Annotated in this window: 17 protein-coding genes, 1 tRNA gene and 2 pseudogenes; 12 read left to right on the plus strand and 8 right to left on the minus strand. The window is 71.2% G+C overall.

What is annotated here, in order from left to right:
- Positions 1-181 precede the first annotated feature (181 nt).
- Positions 182-763 (minus strand): TMEM165/GDT1 family protein, encoded by a 582-nt coding sequence (locus tag SSQG_RS11395; protein WP_039932408.1) that lies wholly within the window; start codon positions 761-763, stop codon positions 182-184.
- Between the two features lie 386 nt (positions 764-1,149).
- Between SSQG_RS11395 and SSQG_RS11400 the strand changes: the two genes are divergently transcribed.
- The 5 genes and pseudogenes from SSQG_RS11400 (at position 1,150) to SSQG_RS11420 (ending at position 7,276) form a co-directional block, all read left to right on the plus strand.
- Positions 1,150-1,794, plus strand: coding sequence for an HNH endonuclease family protein (locus tag SSQG_RS11400; RefSeq protein ID WP_003989905.1), 645 nt, complete (start codon positions 1,150-1,152; stop codon positions 1,792-1,794).
- Between the two features lie 80 nt (positions 1,795-1,874).
- Positions 1,875-3,514 (plus strand): annotated as a pseudogene (locus tag SSQG_RS11405) (alkaline phosphatase D family protein).
- Between the two features lie 415 nt (positions 3,515-3,929).
- Positions 3,930-5,864 (plus strand): FAD/NAD(P)-binding protein, encoded by a 1,935-nt coding sequence (locus tag SSQG_RS11410; protein ID WP_003989908.1) that lies wholly within the window; start codon positions 3,930-3,932, stop codon positions 5,862-5,864.
- An 80-nt stretch (positions 5,865-5,944) separates the two neighbouring features.
- Positions 5,945-6,397: a DoxX family protein gene (locus SSQG_RS11415; protein WP_003989909.1), complete on the plus strand. Its 453-nt coding sequence runs from the start codon at positions 5,945-5,947 to the stop codon at positions 6,395-6,397.
- 273 nt (positions 6,398-6,670) lie between these two features.
- Positions 6,671-7,276, plus strand: a complete 606-nt coding sequence (locus tag SSQG_RS11420) for a DedA family protein (protein ID WP_003989910.1) — start codon at positions 6,671-6,673, stop codon at positions 7,274-7,276.
- A gap of 281 nt (positions 7,277-7,557) precedes the next feature.
- On the opposite strand, the gene SSQG_RS11425 is transcribed toward SSQG_RS11420, so the two are convergent.
- Complete coding sequence (locus SSQG_RS11425; RefSeq protein WP_003989911.1) at positions 7,558-7,788, minus strand: DUF2277 domain-containing protein; 231 nt, start codon at positions 7,786-7,788, stop codon at positions 7,558-7,560.
- A gap of 102 nt (positions 7,789-7,890) precedes the next feature.
- On the opposite strand from SSQG_RS11425, the gene SSQG_RS11430 reads away from it, so the two are divergent.
- Both SSQG_RS11430 and SSQG_RS11435 read left to right on the plus strand, forming a co-directional pair.
- Positions 7,891-8,877 carry a ketopantoate reductase family protein gene (locus SSQG_RS11430; RefSeq protein WP_052310263.1) on the plus strand — a complete coding sequence of 329 codons (987 nt, stop codon included), beginning with the start codon at positions 7,891-7,893 and terminating at the stop codon, positions 8,875-8,877.
- Positions 8,849-9,202, plus strand: coding sequence for a hypothetical protein (locus SSQG_RS11435; RefSeq protein ID WP_003989913.1), 354 nt, complete (start codon positions 8,849-8,851; stop codon positions 9,200-9,202). Before SSQG_RS11430 ends, SSQG_RS11435 begins: the two co-directional genes overlap by 29 nt.
- A gap of 11 nt (positions 9,203-9,213) precedes the next feature.
- On the opposite strand, the gene SSQG_RS11440 is transcribed toward SSQG_RS11435, so the two are convergent.
- Together SSQG_RS11440 and SSQG_RS11445 are read right to left on the minus strand one after the other, a co-directional pair.
- On the minus strand, positions 9,214-9,876 hold the full coding sequence (locus SSQG_RS11440; protein ID WP_039932411.1) for a DUF305 domain-containing protein: 663 nt from the start codon (positions 9,874-9,876) through the stop codon (positions 9,214-9,216).
- 121 nt (positions 9,877-9,997) lie between these two features.
- The gene (locus SSQG_RS11445) at positions 9,998-10,414 is read right to left on the minus strand and encodes a DUF6153 family protein (RefSeq protein ID WP_003989915.1); all 417 of its coding nucleotides are present in this window, start codon (positions 10,412-10,414) and stop codon (positions 9,998-10,000) included.
- 182 nt (positions 10,415-10,596) lie between these two features.
- On the opposite strand from SSQG_RS11445, the gene SSQG_RS11450 reads away from it, so the two are divergent.
- Both SSQG_RS11450 and SSQG_RS11455 read left to right on the plus strand, forming a co-directional pair.
- Entirely contained in the window at positions 10,597-10,812 is a 216-nt protein-coding gene (locus SSQG_RS11450) for a hypothetical protein (RefSeq protein ID WP_003989916.1), read from the plus strand.
- Positions 10,809-12,302 carry a glycosyltransferase gene (locus SSQG_RS11455; protein WP_244299091.1) on the plus strand — a complete coding sequence of 498 codons (1,494 nt, stop codon included), beginning with the start codon at positions 10,809-10,811 and terminating at the stop codon, positions 12,300-12,302. The genes SSQG_RS11450 and SSQG_RS11455 overlap by 4 nt, the downstream gene beginning before the upstream one ends.
- A 207-nt stretch (positions 12,303-12,509) precedes the next feature.
- On the opposite strand, the gene SSQG_RS11460 is transcribed toward SSQG_RS11455, so the two are convergent.
- A tRNA-Val gene (locus SSQG_RS11460) sits at positions 12,510-12,581 on the minus strand.
- A 49-nt stretch (positions 12,582-12,630) separates the two neighbouring features.
- Between SSQG_RS11460 and SSQG_RS11465 the strand changes: the two are divergent.
- Positions 12,631-12,831 (plus strand): annotated as a pseudogene (locus SSQG_RS11465) (hypothetical protein); the annotation flags it as partial.
- Between the two features lie 74 nt (positions 12,832-12,905).
- Positions 12,906-14,321, plus strand: coding sequence for a hypothetical protein (locus SSQG_RS11470; RefSeq protein WP_003989919.1), 1,416 nt, complete (start codon positions 12,906-12,908; stop codon positions 14,319-14,321).
- A gap of 36 nt (positions 14,322-14,357) precedes the next feature.
- On the opposite strand, the gene SSQG_RS11475 is transcribed toward SSQG_RS11470, so the two are convergent.
- The 3 genes from SSQG_RS11475 to SSQG_RS11485 form a co-directional block, all read right to left on the minus strand.
- Complete coding sequence (locus tag SSQG_RS11475; protein WP_003989920.1) at positions 14,358-15,506, minus strand: amidase domain-containing protein; 1,149 nt, start codon at positions 15,504-15,506, stop codon at positions 14,358-14,360.
- A 134-nt stretch (positions 15,507-15,640) separates the two neighbouring features.
- Positions 15,641-16,918 (minus strand): hypothetical protein, encoded by a 1,278-nt coding sequence (locus SSQG_RS11480; protein ID WP_003989921.1) that lies wholly within the window; start codon positions 16,916-16,918, stop codon positions 15,641-15,643.
- 56 nt (positions 16,919-16,974) lie between these two features.
- Entirely contained in the window at positions 16,975-19,149 is a 2,175-nt protein-coding gene (locus tag SSQG_RS11485; protein WP_003989922.1) for a transglycosylase domain-containing protein, read from the minus strand.
- 220 nt (positions 19,150-19,369) lie between these two features.
- On the opposite strand from SSQG_RS11485, the gene SSQG_RS39030 reads away from it, so the two are divergent.
- Positions 19,370-19,597 (plus strand): FmdB family zinc ribbon protein, encoded by a 228-nt coding sequence (locus tag SSQG_RS39030; protein WP_003989923.1) that lies wholly within the window; start codon positions 19,370-19,372, stop codon positions 19,595-19,597.
- The last annotated feature ends 3 nt before the right edge of the window (positions 19,598-19,600 follow it).

A 19,600-nucleotide genomic window follows, 5' to 3' on the forward strand; every position in this document is an offset into this window, starting at 1 on the left:
CGACGGTTTCGCGGCACCCCCGGAGGGACAAGGCGGCCCCGCCCGCCGGTCAGGGAAAACGGGCGAGGGCCACTTTGTTCCCCCACGGTACAAAAGAAGGCCATGATTGCGCCAGGGGCCCCGGCGGACGTTCACCCACCGTTCAGCTCCCCGGGTCGGCACACCCAGCGACTCAGCCGGCTCAGCCGGTCACGGCCTCCCACAGGCTCCACACCCCGAGCCCGAGCATCACGAGCGCCGCGATCTGCGTGATCAGCCGCAGCGGCACCTTCTTCATCAGGGCCTTCCCGCCGACGATGCCGATCCCGGCCACCGCCCACAGCGCGAGCACCGCGCCCAGGGCGACGGAGAGCGGGTCGTCGTAGCGGGCGGCCAGGTTCGCCGTCATGATCTGGGTGAGATCGCCGAACTCGGCGACCAGGATGAGCATGAAGCCCGCGCCCGAGACCTTCCAGAAGGACTGGTTCTCCGGCTTGCGGACCTCCTCCTCGTCCTCGCTCTTCTTCAGCAGCAGCACCGCGGCCCCGCCCAGGAAGAGCACACCCGTCAGCGCCTGCACGAGCTGCTGCGGCAGCAGCGTCAGCACGCTGCCCGCCGCGACGGCGAGCGCGACGTGCAGCGCGAAGGCGGCGGCGACACCGGCGAAGACGTAGGAGGCGCGGTAGCGGGTGCCGAGGACGAGGCCGGCGAGGGCGGTCTTGTCCGGCAGTTCGGCGAGAAAGACGACACCGAAGACGACGGCCGTCACGGTCAGGCTGATCAAGGGTTCCTCAATCGGTCGGGCTGCCCCACCGAGAGTGCTGAACATCACCCAAGACACCTCGGCACGGCAGCACACTCGGAACCCGTGCCGTCGGGCACGGGCGTGCACTGCTTGCCGAAGGTCTCGCTGGCAGGTCCTGGAAGGACCGGCCTCCGGGCGCCGGCTCAGGCTGGCTGAGCAGTATGTCGACGGTCCGGCGAAGAGCTACTCCCCTTCTGCGCCGTCCATGGTACGTGACGCTCCAGGAGTGAAAAGTTCCGGCTTGAATCTTGTCATGTCATGGCCGCGTCACTAACTTCTCACCGGACGCACACCTCCCCGCAACACGGCGCGGCGAGCATTCTCCCGCTCGCCGCCCAACACCCCCACCCCACAAGGGAGTTCGCATGCCCAAGTTCTACGCGCGTCGACGACTCAGCGTGCTCGCCGGCCTCACCGGCCTCATAGCCTCGGCCGGACTGATCAACGGTCCGGCCGCCTCCGCCGCCCTCCCCACCCCCGTGAGCGCCGCCACCGCCCGCTCCTACCTCTCCTCGCTCACCGTGGCCACCGAGGACCGCACCGGCTACGACCGCGACCTCTTCCCGCACTGGATCACCCAGTCCGGCGCCTGCAACACCCGCGAGGTCGTCCTCAAGCGCGACGGCACCAACGTCCAGCAGGACTCCTCCTGCGCCGCCACCAGCGGCAGCTGGTACTCCCCCTACGACGGCGCGACCTGGTCCGCCGCCTCCGACGTCGACATCGACCACCTGGTCCCGCTGGCCGAGGCCTGGGACTCCGGCGCCGACTCCTGGACGACGTCCCGCCGCCAGTCCTTCGCCAACGACCTGACCCGTCCGCAGCTCATCGCGGTCACCGACAACGTCAATCAGGCCAAGGGCGACCAGGACCCGGCCACCTGGATGCCCTCCCGGACGGCGTACCGCTGCACCTACGTGCGCGCCTGGGTCCAGGTGAAGTACTACTACGGCCTCTCGGTCGACTCCGCCGAGAAGTCCGCGCTGACGAACTACCTCGCGAGTTGCTGACATACAGGTAATTCCGGTCGGCGTCTCCCCGCCGACCTCCGTCGTTCCGTACCGTACGGGGCGACGGAGAGGGGATCACCATGGCCGGACTGCGCCTCGGACCACTGCTGAGGTACACCGACGGCTCGTCCGCGACCGTATGGGTCGAGACGAGCCGTCCGTGCACCGCCGAGGTGCGCTGCGCCGACGGCTCCGGTGGCACGGCCCGCACCTTCCAGATCGCCGGCCACCACTACGCCCTGGTCCCGGTGACCGGCCTCACGGCCGGGACGAGCACGACGTACGAGGTCCTGCTCGACGGCGGCCGGGTGTGGCCGCTGCCCGGCTCGCCCTTCCCGCCCTCGGCGATCCACGCGCCGGGGCCGGAGGGCGGCCTCCGTGTCGCCTTCGGCTCCTGCCGCTGGGCCTCCCCGCCGGCGGGCGGGCACGACCCGGTCGGCCCGGACGCCCTGGACGCGCTGGCCACCCGTCTCTCATCCGACCCGGAGGGCGAGCGGCCGGACGTCCTGCTGCTGCTCGGCGACCAGGTATACGCCGACGAGACCTCCGACGGCACCCAGCGCTGGCTGGCGGCCCGCCGCGACCTGAACGACCCGCCGGGCAACGGGGTCGCCGACTACGAGGAATACACGCACCTCTACTACGAGTCCTGGCTCGACCCGCGCATCCGCTGGCTGCTGTCGACCGTGCCCAGCTTCATGATCTTCGACGACCACGACGTCATCGACGACTGGAACACCTCCGCCGCCTGGCTCGCCGACATGCGGGCCACCGACTGGTGGCGGGAGCGGCTGCTGAGCGGGCTGATGTCGTACTGGGTCCACCAGCACCTCGGGAACCTCTCCTTGGAGGAGCTGGCGGCCGACCCGGTGTACGAGCAGGTCCGGAAGCTGCCCGACGGCACCGATGTGCTGCGCACCTTCGCCGCCCGGGCCGACGCCGACCCGGCCACGGTCCGCTGGAGCTACCGCCGTGACTTCGGGCGCGTACGCCTGCTGATGGTGGACAGCCGGGCGGCCCGCGTCCTCGACGAGCAGGGCCGCTCGATGCTCGACCCGGGCGAGGAGGCTTGGCTGCGCGAGCAGGTGCTGGACTCGCCCGGGGCGTACGACCACCTCCTCGTCGGCACCTCGCTGCCCTGGCTGCTGCCGCATCTGGTGCATGACGCCGAGGGGTGGAACGCGGCGCTGTGCCGGGGCGAACGGGGTCCCCGCTGGGCCCGGTTCGGCGAGAAGGTGCGGCGGGCCGCCGACCTGGAGCACTGGTCGGCCTTCCCCGAGTCCTTCGCCCGGCTCGCCGGCCTGATCGCCGAGGCCGGCTCGGGGCCGGACGCGCCGGCGACCGTGTGCGTGCTGTCGGGGGACGTGCACCACGCCTACGTCGCCGAGCCCTCGTGGTCCGCTGTTCTTGGCCCGGCGCCCGGGTGGTGCAGCTGGTCTGCTCCCCCGTCCACAACTCGGTGCCGCTCTCCATGCGGCTGGCCTTCCGCATCGGCTGGACCGCCGTGTCGCGCGGCATCGGCCGCTGCCTCGCCCGGCACGGACGACTCGCGCCACCGCCGGTCACCTGGCGCAAGACCGACGGCCCCTGGTTCGGCAACCAGCTCATGACACTGACCTTGCGCGGGCGTTCGGCACGGCTGCGGCTGGAGCGGGCACGGGCGCGAGAGGGAGCGGGCCCGCGGCTCGCGACGCTCCTGGACTCCGAGCTCGCCCCTTGACGTGCTCCCTGGCTTCATCACCAGGGGATCCGGCCTGGGTCGGCTGACCCTCCGGGGCTTCCCGCTTCACCGCGCCGTGCCGGGACTTTCGCCCTGGTCTTACCGGCGCTCCACGAGGCGTTTGGCGTCCGGGCCCGTCCGGCGGCGACGATGCGGCGTCCTTCGAAAAGGACGTTGCGGGCTGCGTTGTGGTCCCGGTCGTGCACGGCGCCGCATCCGGATCCCGGCATTCCACCCGTTCCGTCCGCTTGTCGCCACTGTGCCCCACGATGCTCGTGACGCATGCCACAGCGAGCGTCCGTCCTTCCCACCGGACTCGGTTCCGGCTCCCGACGACGGCATGATGAGGCGGACCGTCCGCTTCCCGACCGGCGGACCCGCCGACACGCGCCCCACACGCCCGGGAGTCCCACCCTTGCCTGCGTCGACCGAGGAATCCGTACCGGAAGATCACCCCCCGCCCTTCGCCGTCGCCCTGGTGGGCGCCGGGCCGCGCGGCACCAGCGTGCTGGAGCGTCTCTGCGCCTCCGCCCCGGAGCTCCTCCCGCCCGGTGCCCGGCTGACGGTGCACGTGATCGACCCGGACCCGCCCGGCCCCGGCCGCGTCTGGCGCACCGGCCAGTCGTCCGAGCTGCTGATGAACACCGTGGCCTGCCAGGTGACCCTGTTCACCGACGACAGCGTGGACTGCTCGGGCCCGATCCGCCCGGGTCCGAGCCTGCACGAGTGGGCGGGCGGCACGCTGGGCCCGGACGAGTACCCGGCCCGGGCGGACTACGGCCGTTACCTGGAGTGGGTGTTCGCGCGGGTCGTACGGGACGCTCCGGCGGCCGTACGCGTCGAGACGCACCGGGCACGCGCGGTCCGGCTCGACGACGCCCCTGACGGCCACCAGGACCTCGCCCTCGACGACGGCCGTGTCCTCACCGGCCTGTCCGCGGTGGTCCTGGCCCAGGGGCACCTGCCGACGACCGCGGACCCGGACCAGCGGCGTCTGGCGGCCCACGCCGCACACCACGGCCTGTGCCACGTCCCGCCCGCCAATCCGGCCGACGTCGACCTGTCCCGCGTACCGTCCGGCGAACCCGTCCTGCTGCGCGGCCTCGGCCTCAACTTCTTCGACCACGCGGCCCTGTTGACGACCGGCCGCGGCGGCCGCTTCGTACCGGACGCGCGGGGCCTGCGCTATCTCCCCTCCGGCCGCGAACCGCGGCTGTACGCGGGGTCGCGGCGCGGGATCCCGTACCAGGCACGGGGCGACAACGCGAAGGGGCCCTACGGCCGGCACGTCCCGCTGGTCCTCACGCCGGAGGTGATCGCGGGCTTCCGCAAGCGCGCCGACTCCGGGGAGGCGCCGGACTTCCTGGCGGAGGTGTGGCCGTTGGTGGCGAAGGAGGTGGAGGCGGTCTACTACGCCGCGCTGCTCCAGCGGCCGGGAGCGCCCGGGCGACGGCGGGGCCGCGAACTCGTCGAGCGTTTCCTGGCCGTACCGCATGGCGACCCCCAAGAGGCTTTGCTGCTGGACGAGTTCGGCGTGCCGCAGGAGGAGCGCTGGTGCTGGGAGCGGCTCTCCCGCCCGTATGCCGGACGGCACTTCGCGCACCCCGGCGAGTGGCGCGACTGGCTGCTGTCGTACCTGCGCGAGGACGCGGCGCAGGCCGCCCTGGGCAATGTGCGCGGCCCGTCGAAGGCGGCCCTCGACGTGCTGCGCGACCTGCGCAACGAGCTCCGGCTGATCGTCGACCACGGCGGCATCGCCGGCGCCTCCCGCCGGGACCACCTGGACCGCTGGTACACCCCGCTCAACGCCTTCCTGTCGATCGGCCCGCCCCGGCGCCGTATCGAGGAGCTGGCGGCGCTGGTGGAGGCGGGTGTGGTGCGGGTGCTCGGGCCGCGGCTGCGGGTGGCGGAGGTGGACGGAGCCTGGACGGCGTACTCCCCCGACATACCGGGCTCGTCGGTCCGCGTGAAAACCCTCATAGAGGCCCGTCTGCCGGAGCCCGACCTGCGGCACACGGCCGACGAACTCCTCGCGGGGCTGCTGCGGACCGGGCGGTGCCGGCCGCACACCGTCGACGGTCACGAAACAGGGGGGTTGGATGTGACCCCGCGCCCCTATCATCTGATTGACCGTCAAGGAGCCGCGCACGCACGGCGGTTCGCTTTCGGGGTGCCGACGGAGGGCGTGCACTGGGTGACCGCGGCGGGGGCCCGGCCGGGGGTGGATTCGGTCACACTTTCGGACGCGGATGCAGTGGCGAGAGCCGCCCTACGTGCAGTTAGGGGCGCGAGAGGGCCGCAATCAGAGGTAAACCAGTGGCCAAATGTTGAACTTGCAAGCATCAATTAGGCACACCTAACGTGGGCTACTCATCGGTTCTGTCCCCCGACCGGCCTTCCCCGGGCCGGCCGTCCGAAGGAGACCCCCACATGACCGCTCGCCTCAACGGCGCACAGCCGTACGCTCTCGGACTGTTCCGGATCGTCATCGGCCTGCTGTTCGCCTGCCACGGCGCCGTCGCGCTCTTCGGCGTCCTCGGCGGCGCGGACGGCAAGGGCGGCACCGCGCCGACCGGCGCCTGGCCCAACTGGTATGCGGCCGTCATAGAACTCGTCGGCGGCATCCTGGTGCTGCTGGGCCTCGGCACCCGCGTCGCGGCCTTCATCTCCTCCGGCGCCATGGCGTACGCCTACTTCAAGGTGCACCAGCCGCAGGGTCTGTGGCCCATCGAGAACAACGGCGAGGGCGCGGCCATGTACTGCTGGGCCATGTTCCTGCTGATCTTCACGGGCTCCGGCGCGTTCGGCGTCGACCGGCTGTTCGCCAAGCGCACCTCGACGCAGGGACAGCGGTCCACGGACCAGACCCCAGTGGCCGCCTGAGCCGCCCGGCCGGCACCTCGCGCGACGGCGCCTTCCCGCGATCGCGGGGAGGCGCCTTCCCATGTGGGCCGGGGTGGGCGCCTTCCCATGTGGGCCGGGGTGGGCGCCTTCCGCGTCCGCGGAGGTGAACAAGTGGTACCGAACGTACGAGCCCCCCGTGAACCGCCCGTCACACCCCCGGCGTACGCTGTATGGCTGTCATCGGCCGCCCTTGCCGCTCCCCCGCGACACCGCGGCACGGTCCGGCCCACGGGGGAGTCACGGGGAGTTGCGGTGCTGGAGCAAGTGGGGGTGTTGGCCACCAGTCCGTGGATCTACGGGGTGGTGATCCTGTCGGTCCTGCTCGACGTGTTCCTGCCGGTGCTGCCCAGCGGCGTCCTGGTGATCACGGCCGCCACGGCGGCGGCCGCGGGGTCGGCGACCGACGTGCCCGACATCCTGGTCCTGACCCTGTGCGCGGCCACCGCCTCCGTCCTGGGCGACCTGGCCGCCTATCGCCTCGCCTGGCGCGGCGGCGACCGCCTGGACCGGGCGATCTCCCGCTCCCGCCGCCTGACCACCGCGCAGGAACGTCTCGGCGCGGCCCTCGCCCGGGGCGGCGGCGCCCTCGTGGTCCTCGCCCGCTTCGCCCCCGCCGGCCGCTCGGTCGTCTCCCTCGGCGCGGGCGCCGCCCACCGCCGCGCCCGCGACTTCCTCCCCTGGTCGGCCCTGGCGGGTCTGACCTGGGCCGCGTACAGCGTCGCCCTCGGCTGGTTAGGCGCCCACTGGCTGGGCGCGAGCTGGCTGGCGACGGCGGTGTCGGTGGGGGCGCTGTTCGGCGCGGGGGCCGGGGCGACGTACCTGATGCGCCCCCGGCCGCAGGTGTCGGAGGCGTCGTAGGCCCCAGACGCCGGCCGAAGGTGTCGGAGGCGTCCGTAGGCCTCAGCCGGGCCGGTGTCCTGATGCCACGGCAGGCAACGTTTGCCCGTCGAGGAGCGGCGTCCGGTGCGTGCTCTGGGGGTACCCCCTGCTCGAAGAGCTTGGGGAGTGCCGGCCGGACGTCCTCGTACGGGACGTACTCAGGCTTTCGGCCGGTGCGGCGAGTGGGGGTACCCCCTGCTCGAAGAGCTTGGGGGAGCGTGCCGGGCGTCGCGACGGGGCGAACGTCGCCTGTCGGGGCACTAGCTCGCCTGCCGGGCGCCGGCTCCCCTGATCTCCAGTCCGTCCAGCAGTTCGGCCGTGGCCTGCGCGACGGCCTCCACGGCGCGTTCGAACACCTCCTGGTTGTGAGCGGCGGGGGCGCGGAAACCCGAGACCTTCCGCACGTACTGCAGCGCGGCGGCCCGGATGTCCGCTTCCGTGGCCTCTTCGGGCATCGCGGGCGGACGCAGGGTCTTGATACTCCGGCACATGCCCCCAGTCTCGCCCTTTCGGCCCCGCCACGACAGAGATTCCTGTCATGATCACTCAAAGGCGGCCACCGTTCCGGGGCCGACCGGAGAGAGGGAACCGACATGGGAAACGAACTCACCGTGGCCGTCCTGGGCCCGGGCGGCGTGGGCGGCCTCCTCGCCGCCCTGCTCTCCCGCGCAGGTCACCGCGTGATCTGCCTGTCCGGCGAGGAGACGGCCGAGGTCCTGCGCGCTGACGGCGTACGGGTCCGCAGCGCACGCTTCGGCGACTTCACGGCCGGGGTGGAGGCCGACACCCGGCTGCGCGAACCGGTCGACGCGTGTCTGGTGACCGTCAAGCACACCGCTCTCGACACCGCCCTGGCGCGCGTGCCCGCCAAGGCGCTCGCCGACGGCCTCCTCGTGCCGTTCCTGAACGGTGTGGAGCACCCGGCCGCCCTGCGCGCCCGCTACCGCCCGGGCCGCGTGGCCCCCGCCGTCATCCGCGTCGAGTCGACCCGGGTCGCCCCGGGCGTCATCGAACACGCCAGTCCCTTCGCCGAGGTCGACCTGGCCGGTGCGCAGGCGCCCCGGGCCCGCCTCGAGACCCTCGCGGCGGCCATCGCCGCCGCGGGTCCGGCGACCCGCGTCCAGGACGACGAGACGGCGGCCCTGTGGGCGAAGATGTCGTTCCTCGCCCCGTTCGCCCTGCTGACCACCCGCTACGGACTCCCCCTGGGCGACGTTCGCACCCTCCACCGCGAGGAGCTGACGGCCCTCGTGGAGGAGACGGCCGCGATCAGCCGCGCGTGCGGCGGACCGGCGGACCCTGCCCAGGCCCTCGCCCGTTACGACGCCTTCCCACCGGCGACGAAGTCGTCGATGCAACGCGACGCCGAGGCGGGCCGGCCCCTCGAACTGGACGCCATCGGCGGGGCGCTGCTCCGCGCGGCCGAGCGGCACGGCGTGGCGGCCCCGGTGGCGGCCCGGGTGGTGGGCGAGCTGGCGAAGGAACACCCCCTCGGGGTGAACCACGAGACGGAACTCGCCACCCAAAATCGAACAGGCGTATCATTGGGTCGTGGCTGCGACCTACGACTTTCCGAGTGACCTCCTCGCCGGTCAGGAGGAACTCCATCAGGTCCGGGCCGAGCTGTCGGCCCTGCTGAAGCGGCTCCCCTGGTCGGTGGAGCCGCTGGACGGCTTCAGTGACGACAACGGCTGGCGCAAGGTGGAGCGCCCCGCCTCTCCCGGCTGGGGCGCGGACGAGCAGGCCGAGGTGGAGAAGCTGCGGCGGCGGGAGCACGAGCTCGCGGTGTTCGTCAGCACCCACCGCTACTGGTCCGAACTCACCGGCTCCGAGCGGGTGGCGGCCCGCTCGGAGCTGAAGCACGCCCACGAGGTTCCGCCGGAGGAGCCCGGCGGAACCTCGTAGCGACCCGGGCGTCAGCCCTTGCTGCCGCTCTCGCCGTTGCCCTTGCCGAGGAGCTTGTTCATCTCGCCGATCTCGGCGTTCTGGGCGGTGATGATGTCCTCGGCCATGGCCTTGGCGGGGCCGTAGCCGCCCTTGCTCTTCTCGACGGTGGCCATCTCCACCGCGCCCTGGTGGTGCTCGACCATCAGGGCCAGGAACTTGGTGTCGAAGGCATTGCCCGAGGACTTCTCCAACTCGGCCATGTCGGCCTCGCCCATCATCCCCGGCATCCCGCCGTGGCCCGAGCCGGAGTGGTCCATGCCCTCCATGCCGCCTCCGGCCGCGGGGACGTCCTCGCCCCAGGACTTCAGCCAGCCGGTCATGGTCTTGATCTCCGGGTCCTGGGCCTTCTCGATCCGCGCCGCGAGGTCCTTGACCGCGCCGGACGAGGCCCGGCCGTCGGCCAGCCGCGCCATCTCCAGCGCCTGCCGGTGGTGCGGGATCATGCCCTGCGCGAAGGAGACGTCCTGGGCGTTGTGGGCACCGGCCGTGGCTTCGGACGCGGAGGCGTGCGCCCCGTGCCCGCCGCCGTTGTCGTCACCACTGCCCCCACCACACGCGGTGAGGACGAACCCGGTGCCGACGGCCGCCACGACGAGGGCGGCCCGGCGGGTCAGGGTACGGATGCTGCTCATACGTGAACTCCTGCTTCTGATGCTTCTGCTGATCCGGAACGGATCAGGAACGGATCAGCAAGGGATTCGGACACGGCGACGCACCGCACCGGCATGGGGCCGGCGCGTTGCGCAGGGGTGTCTAGATCCGCAGAAGCTGGAGTTCGGCGAGGGAGGGCGGGGCACGCGCACCGTCCTGTTCCACGGCCGCGCGATCCCGTACGACGTCCTCCCGTACGCCCACGGCGACCGGGGAGGCGACGAGCGCGGGCAACACCGGCCCGCCCCCGACAGCCCCCGAGGCACAGGTCGCGTCGGCGTGCTGGACGTGCCCGCCACCGCAGTGCCCGCCCTGCCCGCAACCGTCCTGGGCCTCGGAACGCTCGGACGCCTGCACCATGCGCGCCTGCGGCATGTGCTCCTGGCTCGGCATGGCGCCACCGGGCGCGAGACCGTGCATGGCCAGCAGCCCCGCCAACAGCCCCAGCACGCACAGCACACGCCGGCGCCGGACGGCGGGGCGCGGGGGGCGCGGGACGGGGCTGTTCACAACGCACATCGTAGACAAGCCCTTCGGCGGGCTCGGACGCACATGCCGGAACGCCCTCACAAAGTGAAATCAGTGCCCTTCAAGCCGGAATGACTACTTCACCTACGGCGCCGGCATTCACCCACGTCACATGACACGCGCAACATGCGCCCAACATCGCCAGTTACCCCCGGTCCACCACCGACAACCTGATGCACTTCGACCTGCACAACAATCATTCCCAGGGGGGGAACCGCATGTCCGACAACGCGCAACTCGCGCAAACCGGCCTCGGCACCGTCGTCATCGGCGGCACCGCCTACTACGTCGGCGGATGGATGATCGCCGCCGCAGCAGCAGCGGTCATCGCCGGCGTAGTACTGATCCGCTTCGGCTTCCGCCGTGGACGCAGCGTGGGCGACGAGTGAGCGCAAAGCGCCGCCGGATGCCGGTGCTGGCCGCCCGCCAGCACCGCTCCGGCACCATCCTCATGGGTATCGTCGTCCTCGCCATGGCCACCGCGTGGACCGCACACCACGCCCTGACCGCCGCCGCCTTCGACAGCCACACCGCCAGTCGGCTGTCACTCGTATGGCTGGCGCTGTTCCTCGTGTTCATGATGCAGACGCTCATGTACCACCTCGAGCGGCCCCGCAAGCTCACACCCCGATTGCTGCGCCAACTCGACGAGCTCCACGTCTCCATCCTCGTCCCCGTCTACAACGAGGATCCCGGCTACCTCAGACTCGGCCTCGAGTCGTTCCTCCGGCAGACCCGGCGTCCCGACAGCGTCCACATCGTTGACGACGGCTCCACCAGCAGCGACTACGCCGAGGTACGGGCCTGGTGGGAGCAGGCAGCCCGGCAGGCCGGTGTCGCCGGCACCTGGCAGCGCGTCCCCAACGGGGGCAAGCGCCACGCCCAGGCGCACGGCGTCGGCGTCAGCCCGGACGCGGACATCTACATCACCTGCGACTCCGACTCCTGCTTCGCGCCGAACGCCGTCGCGGAGATCATCGCCCCGTTCGCGCGGCCGCGTGTGCAGTCCGTGGCAGGGATCGTCATCGCTACGAACAACCGCGCCAACCTCCTCGCCCGGATCACCGACCTGTGGTTCACCACGAGCCAACTCGTGGATCGCTCCGGGCAGTCGGCCGTCGGTGCCGTCACAGTGAACTCCGGGCCACTCGCCGCGTACCGGGCCGAGGTCGTCCGCGACAATCTCGGCTCGTACCTCAACGAGCGATTCCTCGGCAGACCCGTGATGTTCTCCGACGACAGCCTGCTGACCTTGTACGCGCAAGAGCGCGGCCTGACCGTCCAGCAGCCCTCCGCCGTCGTGTTCACCGCCATGCCGGAGAAATGGAGCCACTTCACGCGCATGTATCTGCGGTGGATGCGCGGCTCGACGATCCGCTCCGTGTGGCGGATGAAGTACCTGTCTCCCGCTCGGCCGGCGTTCTGGTTGCACTTGATGCGTTGGTTCCAGGTGTTCCTCGTGCAGATGGTCACGGCGTGGCTCCTGCTGGTGGAACCGATCGCGTTCGACAACCTGCCTCCGACGAGCATGCTGTGGGTGCCGTTCCTGATCGGCTGGGCACAGGGGCTGCGCTACCTCGGCGTGATCCGCAGCGACGAGCGGATCCGCTCGCGCGCGGTGACGTGGCTGATGATGCCCCTGGCGATCATCCTGGCGTGGACGGCGCTGCGCTGGCTGCGTTGGTACGGCATGGCCACATGTGCCCGCACCGGCTGGGGCACCCGGCAGAACGGCGCTGAGGTCTCCCTCAGTGCCGGCCCCACGTCTGTGCCTCCTGTGGGTGCTGTGCCCGCTCAGCGTTCCAGCCCCACGCCGGTGGTCAAGCTCCTCGATCCCGAGAGCGAGCAGACGCTGGAGATCGCACTGCCGAGGCGGTAGCGCCGCTCATGCCGCAGACCCCGCCCATCCTCCCGGAGCGGGGCTCCTGCGGGTCACGGGCGACGGGCTCCTCGGCCACGGCGCCGACGCGCCGTACGACAGCGAGGTGCTCGGCCGCCCGCCGGGGCATCGCCGTGGTGGACCCGCCCACAGGAGAGGCCCCCCAGGGTGATCACTGAAGGGCCTCTGACCTGCTACGCAGTACCGTGGGCGCGGACGGTTTCGAACCGCCGACATCCTGCTTGTAAGGCAGGCGCTCTACCCCTGAGCTACGCACCCGGCTCCCGGACCACACGGCCAGGACGAGTCGACAGCCTACATTGCCCGGGGCACGGTCCCGCAAACCCGTGTGGAGTCCCGCAGCGGCGACGGCTCCGTGACCATCGCGCTGCCCGAGGCGGCCTACCGGGTGACCACCGAGACCGGCGACGGCGGCGTGGAGGTGTCCGTGCCCCGCGACGAGACCAGCTCCCACGTGGTGTCCGCCCACACCGGCGACGGCAAAGTCACGGTCCGAACGGTGAACTGACCGGCCCGTGTGTTCGTCCTTAACCGGTGGGAGAATGACACCGGGCAGGGTGGACCACACCACGGGAGAGGCATGTGACGGCGACACCAGCACAGCCGTACTCGCCGTCGGTGCCGCGCGCCCACCGCCCGCGCCGCCGCCTCCCGCGCACCCCGGGCCCGCTGCGCGACACACTCACCCTGATGGGACTGCCGCTGATGGCCGCGCTGGCGCTGTCCGCCGCCTTCGCGGGCGGGGGCACCCGGCGCTGGTTCGGCGGCCGTGCCGAGAGCCAGCGTGCCGAGGCACAGGCCGCGAAGGACGCCGCGGCGGCCGCCTTCTACGAGCTCGACACGGCGCAGCGCGACCTGCGGATCTCGATAGAGACGATCACCGCCGTCGACGACTCCCCCGCCGCCCGGCGTGCCGTCGCCGACTTCGACGCCCTCGGCCGGCGTATCGACGAGGTCAGCCCACCGGTACATCCGACGCCCGTCGACCCCTATGACCTCAACCGTGACGAACCTGGAGGCCCTCGGTGGCCCTCGGGGGGCCCCCCGCCGAGGTTGACCCCCCGCCAAGGAGGGAAACTCGGGCCGGGGTCAAGCAGGACCTGGCCCGGTTCCCCCGACGGCCTCGGCCCGCTGCTCGGCAAGGCCGAGACCCAGCTGGCCCGCCTCGCCCCGGCGGTCGAGCGCGCCCGCCAGGCCCTGCTCGCCGCCTCCAACGCCCTCGACACGTCGCGATCATCGGGGCTGACGGCGCACGACCTGGCCGCGCGTCTCGCCGCCCTCTCCCCGGAGCTGACCAAGCTGAACCAGGGCGCCGGCCGGCACGGCGTGCCCGAGACCCTGGAGCGGGCCGAGCGCGTCACACGCGAGGCGGAGGCGATCCGTGTGGAGGCCGAGCGGCTCCCGGAGCGGGCCGCCGAGATCGACCACCGGCTGGTCTCCCTGCGGACCCGCGCGCAGGCCCTCACCACCCGCTCCGAACAGGTGGAACCCCTCCTGAGCGAGCTCCGCCGCCGCTTCACGGCCGCCTGCTGGCAGGACCTGCAGCACGTCCCCGACATCGCCGCCGAGAACGTCCGCCAGGCGGAGACCAAACTGGCCGAGGCGCGCACCGCCCGTGACGAGCAGCGCTGGCCCGACGCGACGTCCCTGCTGTCGACCGTACGGGCCCTGCTCAACAGCACCGACGAGGCCGTCTCGGCCGCCGGCGACCGCCTGCACCGGCTGAACGCCGTACAGAAGGATCCCCACCAGGAGATCGAACGCACCCGTTTCGCCCTCCGCGACGCCCAGCGTCTGGCCATGTCGGGCCGCAACACACCCGACCCGCGCCATGCCCGTCCCCTGGACGAGGCGGTGTCCCGTCTCGATCGCGCGATCGCCGGCCTGGAGGGCCGCCACCCCGACTACTGGCACTTCCTGACGGAGACGGAAGCGATCCGGCAGACGGCGGCCGGTGTGGTGGGCCGGATCCGTGAGGAGCGCGGGGCCGGACACTGAGCCCGGCCCCCGCCCGATCTCAGGCCCCGGCCGGAATCAGGTGCGGTAGGCGTAGTAGTACGCCGTCGGGTACGACGCGACGAGGCTCGCCACCGACCTGCGGAGGGTGTTGTTGGAGTGGTAGGTCACGTACGGCACGCCGCCGCTCTTGTACGTGACGACCATCGTGTGGTCCTTGGACCCGTCCTTGTCGAAGTCCATCTGGAGGACGTCACCGACCTCCAGTTGGTAGACGTTGGCGAGGGGCTTGGTCCGCTTGGAGTTCTGTGCGAACCAGGACCACTCGTTGACGCCGACGAACGAGTCCGACTGGATCTCGGCGTTGCCGAACCACTTGGTGTAGTCGTAGACGTAGCCGGGGACGTGCTTCCAGCCGCCCGCCTTGAGGGACTGGCTGACGAAGTTGGTGCAGTCGCCGCCGGCGCCGTGTCCGTTGAAGTCCGGGTAGTCCTTGTTGTAGACGTTCCAGTACTTCTCGGCGTAGGCCGCCATGGCCTTGTAGTCGTACGTCGTGCCGGTCTTCGGGGCGGCGGCCGGGTTGCGGGTGGTCGCCGCGCGCGGGGCGTCCGGCATGGTGTCGTCGGCGGTGGTCGCCTTGACGGGGGCGGGCTTGGCGAGCGTGTTCACCGCGAGTCCGCCCTGGTCGGTGTCGCGGATGCCGGTCAGCTGCCAGTCGCCCTGCCGGTCGGCCCTGAAGGTCAGCTCGTGCCGGGCCTGGAAGCCGGTGGTCCGCGGCGCGTCACCCCGGGCCCCGGCGTAGGTCAGGGTCGTGGTCTCGGTGACCGCCGCCTTGGCCGTACGCCCCGTCACCCGGGTGGCGTTCAGGGTGACGGTGGTGCTGGCCTTGCGGTACTTCTCGCCGGCCTTGGCCAGCGTCTCCTTGCGCTGTCCCAGCCCGGACAGGGTGGCGTCCTCGGAGCGGGCCGTGCCGGAGGAGAGCTTGACGTCGCCGGAGAAGCCGTCGGTCAGCGGCTTCTCGCGGTCCCCCTGCGCGCCGGTGACCAGGGCGTCGGTGCGGTCGGTGAAGACCGCGTCGGCGAGCCGCTGGAAGGTGGCCTTGGTCCGCGCGTCCACGGTCGGGTCGTCGATGACCGCCGCGCCGGCGCTCCAGTTGGGCAGCAGGGCGACTCCCGCGACGACCGAGGTCGCCGCGGCGCCGAGTATCGAGACGCGGCGGCGCGTCACGTTCAACTTCCTTGATTTCACTGGTGTTTCCCCTCTTGCCCCGGCCAAAGGGTTGCCGGGGGAGAAAATCTTCGCATGAAGTGTGTGGCTGCTGTGAAGGGTGTTGCCTCTGTTATTTCAGGGTGTTGTCCCCGTTACTTCACGACCGTCGACCAGTCGGGCGACTGCGCCGGGTCCAGGGTGCGCAGCCGTTGCAGCGTCTCGGGCTTCTGCACGTCGAGCCAGTCGGCCAGTTCCCTGAAGGACACGCACTTGACGCCCTTCTTCGTGCACATGTCCTTGACGACCCGGTCGACGGCCCTCATGTAGATGCCGCCGTTCCAGTCCTCGAAGTGGTTGCCGATGAACAGCGGGGCCCGGCTGCCGTAGTACACGCGGTTGAAGCCCGACATGTAGGAGGCGACGGTCTGCTCCTCCCACTGGGGGTATTTCGCCGAGTCGCCCTCGGTCTCGCCGTCGGACTGGTTGTAGAGGAAGTTGAAGTCCATCGACAGGCCCTGGTACGTGCCGCCCTCGTACGGGAGCATCTGCAGCGGGAAGTCCCAGATGCCGTTCTTCTTGCCGGGCCATATCTGGAAGTCGCCCGCGGAGCTGGCGTCGTAGCGCCAGTGGTAGCCCTCGGCGGCCTTCAGCAGGTTCTTCTGGCCCTCAAGGCAGGGCGCGCGGCCGCCGGTGACCTCCTTCCTGATGTCGAACGGCAGCGGGTCGACGTCCTGGAAGCCGGTGTTGGTCTTCCACTTCTCGACGAAGTCGTAGAACTGGTCGATCTCGCTCTTCCACTGCGCAACGCTCCAGTCGCCGCCGCCCTTCTTGCCGCAGAAGTGGCCGTTGAAGTGGGTGCCGATCTCGTTCCCGCCCTGCCACGCCTTGCCGAGCTCCTCCACCGTGGTGCGGATGTGCTCGTCGGTGGCGTAGCTGATCGCCGCCGAGCCCTTGGCGTGCTGGGGCGGGGAGTAGAGGTCCTTCTTGCTCTTGGGCAGCAGGTAGATGCCCGTGAGGAAGAAGGTCATGTGGGCGTCGTACTGCTCGGCCAGTTCCCGGTAGTGCGAGAAGAGTTCGTCGTCGCCCTGCAGCGCGCCGTCCCAGGAGAAGACCACGAACTGGGGCGGCTTCTCGCCCGGCCTGAGCGGCACCGGCTTCAACTGCCCCTTCTGCGGGCCGGTGTAGGAGGTGGAGCCGTCCCCGAGGACCTTGGTCCTGCCGTCCCAAGACGGTTCCTTGTCCCCCTTCTCCGAGGTTGCCTTACGGGCCCCGGAGGAGGCGGTGGGGGTGGTGGGGTCCGAGCGGTTCAGGGCCAGGTAGCCCGAGACCAGGGAGGCGACGACGAGGAGGGCCGCCAGGGTCAGTATGCCCGGGGGCGTGGTGCGGCGGGGACCGCGGGGTCGGCGGCGGCGGCCGGACGGTGACTTCATGCGCGGCTCATTCTGCGAGGGGGGTGGGGGTGGTGGGGTGGTGCCGGGCGCGGGGGTCAGCCGAGGCCTCGGGCACCGGACCAGACGCGGTACGGGACGCTGTCGTCGGAGGTGCCCGCGATCCCCTGCAACGGCAGCGGTTCGAGGCTCTTGCTGAGGTCGATGCGGTAGGCCACGACGGCCGTCGACACGGAGTGGGCCGTGCCGACGTACCAGGACGCGGTGTCGTTCTGCACGGTGCCGGCCTTCCCGGCCACCTCGGTGTCCGGGTCCGCCCCGGGGCGGGCGGTGCGGAAGGCGTCCGTGAGGGCGGACTGGACCGACGCGGCCACGCTCGCCCGCACCGCGCGGCGGGACGCCGGCTTCGCCAGCCGGACCTCGGAACCGTTGCGGGTGATCCGGGCCACCGAGTACGGCTCGACATGCGTGCCGGCGGCGGCGAACGTGGCGTATCCGCTCGCCATGCGGATCGCGCTGGGCGTGGCACTGCCCAGGGACATCCCGGGCACTTGCGGGCCGAAGCTGGAGGAGAGCAGGCCCGCCGCCTGAGCGGTGTCGCGCACCTTGTCCAGGCCGGTGTCCATGCCGAGCTGCATGAACGGTGTGTTCACCGACAGGGCGAGGGCCCGGCTCAGGCTGATCCGCCCGTAGGACCGCTTGCCGTCGTTGTGGGTGGTGACCTTTTTGCCGCCGCGGTCCCAGTAGGGCCCTTCTGGGGTCATGACGGGGATGCCGTCGTCCCCGTCGTACAGGGTCTGCGGCGTGACGTCGGTCGCGGCGCCGTCCCGGGCCTTGTGCACGCCGTGCTCCAGGCCGGCGGCGTAGACGAACGGCAGGAAGGCCGAACCGGCGGGCACGGTGGTCGCGTTCGACTCGTTGTAGCCCTGCGTGCGGTGGTCGGGGCCGCCGTACATGGCGAGGATCCGCCCGTCGGCGGCCACCGAGGCGGCGCCGAAGTGCAGGGTCTTCGCCTTGGCCGCGTCGTCCTTCCGTGCCTTCTTACGGGCCTCGGCCACGGCGTCGGTGAGCGCGGTCTCCTGCTTGCGGTCGAATGTCGTGTAGATCTGGAAGCCGCCGAGGTCGAACTCCTTGGCCGAGATGTGCGCGGCCTTCTTGGCGTACTGGGCGGCCAGTTCCACGAGGTAGTCGCTCTGCTTGCCGGTGTCGTACCCCGGTGTCTGCTTCAGCGGCTCGGGGAACTCCTTGTACTTGGCCCGCTCCGACTTCGACAGCATGCCGTTGTCGACCATGCGGTCGAGGATCCACGACCAGCGCTCCACCGCCCGGGCGTGGTTGGCCTTGCTGAGGGCCGGGTCGTAGAGCGAGGCGCCCTTGAGGAGGGAGGCGAGGAACGCGGCCTCGCCGGCGTCGAGTTCGCCGACGTCCTTGCCGTAGTAGGCCTGGGCGGCGCGCTGGATGCCGTAGGTGCCGCGGCCGAACCAGCTCGTGTTGAGGTAGCCCTCGAGGATGTCGTCCTTGCTCATCCCGTTGTCGAGCTTGAGGGCGAGCATGGCCTCGGTGAACTTGCGGCCGACCGAGCGGTCCTGGTTGAGGTAGACGTTCTTGACGTACTGCTGGGTGATGGTGGAGCCGCCCTGGGTGTCTCCCTGGCCCACGGTGCGCCACAGGGCCCGGGTGAGGCCGCTGAAGGAGATGCCGGGGTCGCTGTAGAAGCTCGCGTTCTCCGCCGCCAGCACCGCGTCGCGGACGTCCTCGGGTATGTCCTTCAGCGGCATGGCCTGCCGCCGCACCCAGCCGGTGCGGGCCATGGGTGTCCCGTCGGACCAGTAGTAGACGTTGTCCTGCTGCGTGGCGTACGAGTTGAGGTTCTCCGGGATGTCGGTGGCGGCGTAGGCGACGCCGAGGAAGCCCAGGGCGAGGCCGGTGAAGGTCAGCGCGGCACCGAGCCACTGCCGCCAGGAGGGCGCCCAGCGGCGCCAGCCGGTGCGGTCGGCGTGCGGGTACCGGGGCCGCAGGCGACGGGCGTGGGGCGCCACGCGGGCGATGAGTGGGGTCAGCCGCGAACCCGCGGCGGCGCGGAGTCGGGACAGCGGGGAAGGCCGGGGGGCCCTGCGCCGACGGCGCGACCTGCCGGCCCGCTTCCCACCCGAGGCCGCACGCGAATGCGCGGACTCGTCCGCAAGTTCCGCATCTTCCCCGTATTTCGTATATAGGGAAGCGGGAGATTTCAACTGCATGGTCTCTTCCGGTTCCCACCCAGCCCTGGTCACGGCTGCGTCTCCCCTCCCCGCTTTCGATGGTGCTCGCGCGGAAGGGCATGACTGCCGTGGTCAACGGCAGCGCGCCCCACATCCCCCCGGCCTTACGGCTCCTCGCGACGATCGAAAGTTACCAGCGGCCTTTACATATTCTCCACACCGGTTCGGACAAGAATGCTCCAAAGGAATCCGGTAGGGCGGTTTTTCCGTGGCAGCAGATTAATCTGTTCGCATGCCTCGCTACGAGTACCGCTGCCGGACCTGCGGCGACACCTTCGAACTGAGCCGCCCCATGGCGGAGTCCTCCGCCCCGGCGGCCTGCCCCTCGGGTCACGACGACACGGTGAAACTCCTCTCCACGGTCGCGGTCGGCGGCTCTGCCTCCGCCCCGGCACCGGCACCCCGCGCGGGCGCCGGAGGCGGCGGAGGCGGCTGCTGCGGAGGCGGCTGCTGCGGCTGACGC

Source organism: Streptomyces viridochromogenes DSM 40736 (assembly GCF_000158955.1).
Taxonomy (GTDB): Bacteria; Actinomycetota; Actinomycetes; order Streptomycetales; family Streptomycetaceae; genus Streptomyces; species Streptomyces venetus.

What these genes read in the sequence shown, in the direction of transcription:
- SSQG_RS11400 (WP_003989905.1), top strand. Translation starts at nt 1,150, where the DNA reads ATGCCCAAGTTCTACGCGCGTCGACGACTCAGCGTGCTCGCCGGCCTC.
- SSQG_RS11415 (WP_003989909.1), top strand. Translation starts at nt 5,945, where the DNA reads ATGACCGCTCGCCTCAACGGCGCACAGCCGTACGCTCTCGGACTGTTC.
- SSQG_RS11425 (WP_003989911.1), bottom strand. Translation starts at nt 7,788, where the DNA reads ATGTGCCGGAGTATCAAGACCCTGCGTCCGCCCGCGATGCCCGAAGAG.
- SSQG_RS11430 (WP_052310263.1), top strand. Translation starts at nt 7,891, where the DNA reads ATGGGAAACGAACTCACCGTGGCCGTCCTGGGCCCGGGCGGCGTGGGC.
- SSQG_RS11440 (WP_039932411.1), bottom strand. Translation starts at nt 9,876, where the DNA reads ATGAGCAGCATCCGTACCCTGACCCGCCGGGCCGCCCTCGTCGTGGCG.
- SSQG_RS11445 (WP_003989915.1), bottom strand. Translation starts at nt 10,414, where the DNA reads ATGTGCGTTGTGAACAGCCCCGTCCCGCGCCCCCCGCGCCCCGCCGTC.
- SSQG_RS11450 (WP_003989916.1), top strand. Translation starts at nt 10,597, where the DNA reads ATGCACTTCGACCTGCACAACAATCATTCCCAGGGGGGGAACCGCATG.
- SSQG_RS11480 (WP_003989921.1), bottom strand. Translation starts at nt 16,918, where the DNA reads ATGAAGTCACCGTCCGGCCGCCGCCGCCGACCCCGCGGTCCCCGCCGC.
- SSQG_RS39030 (WP_003989923.1), top strand. Translation starts at nt 19,370, where the DNA reads ATGCCTCGCTACGAGTACCGCTGCCGGACCTGCGGCGACACCTTCGAA.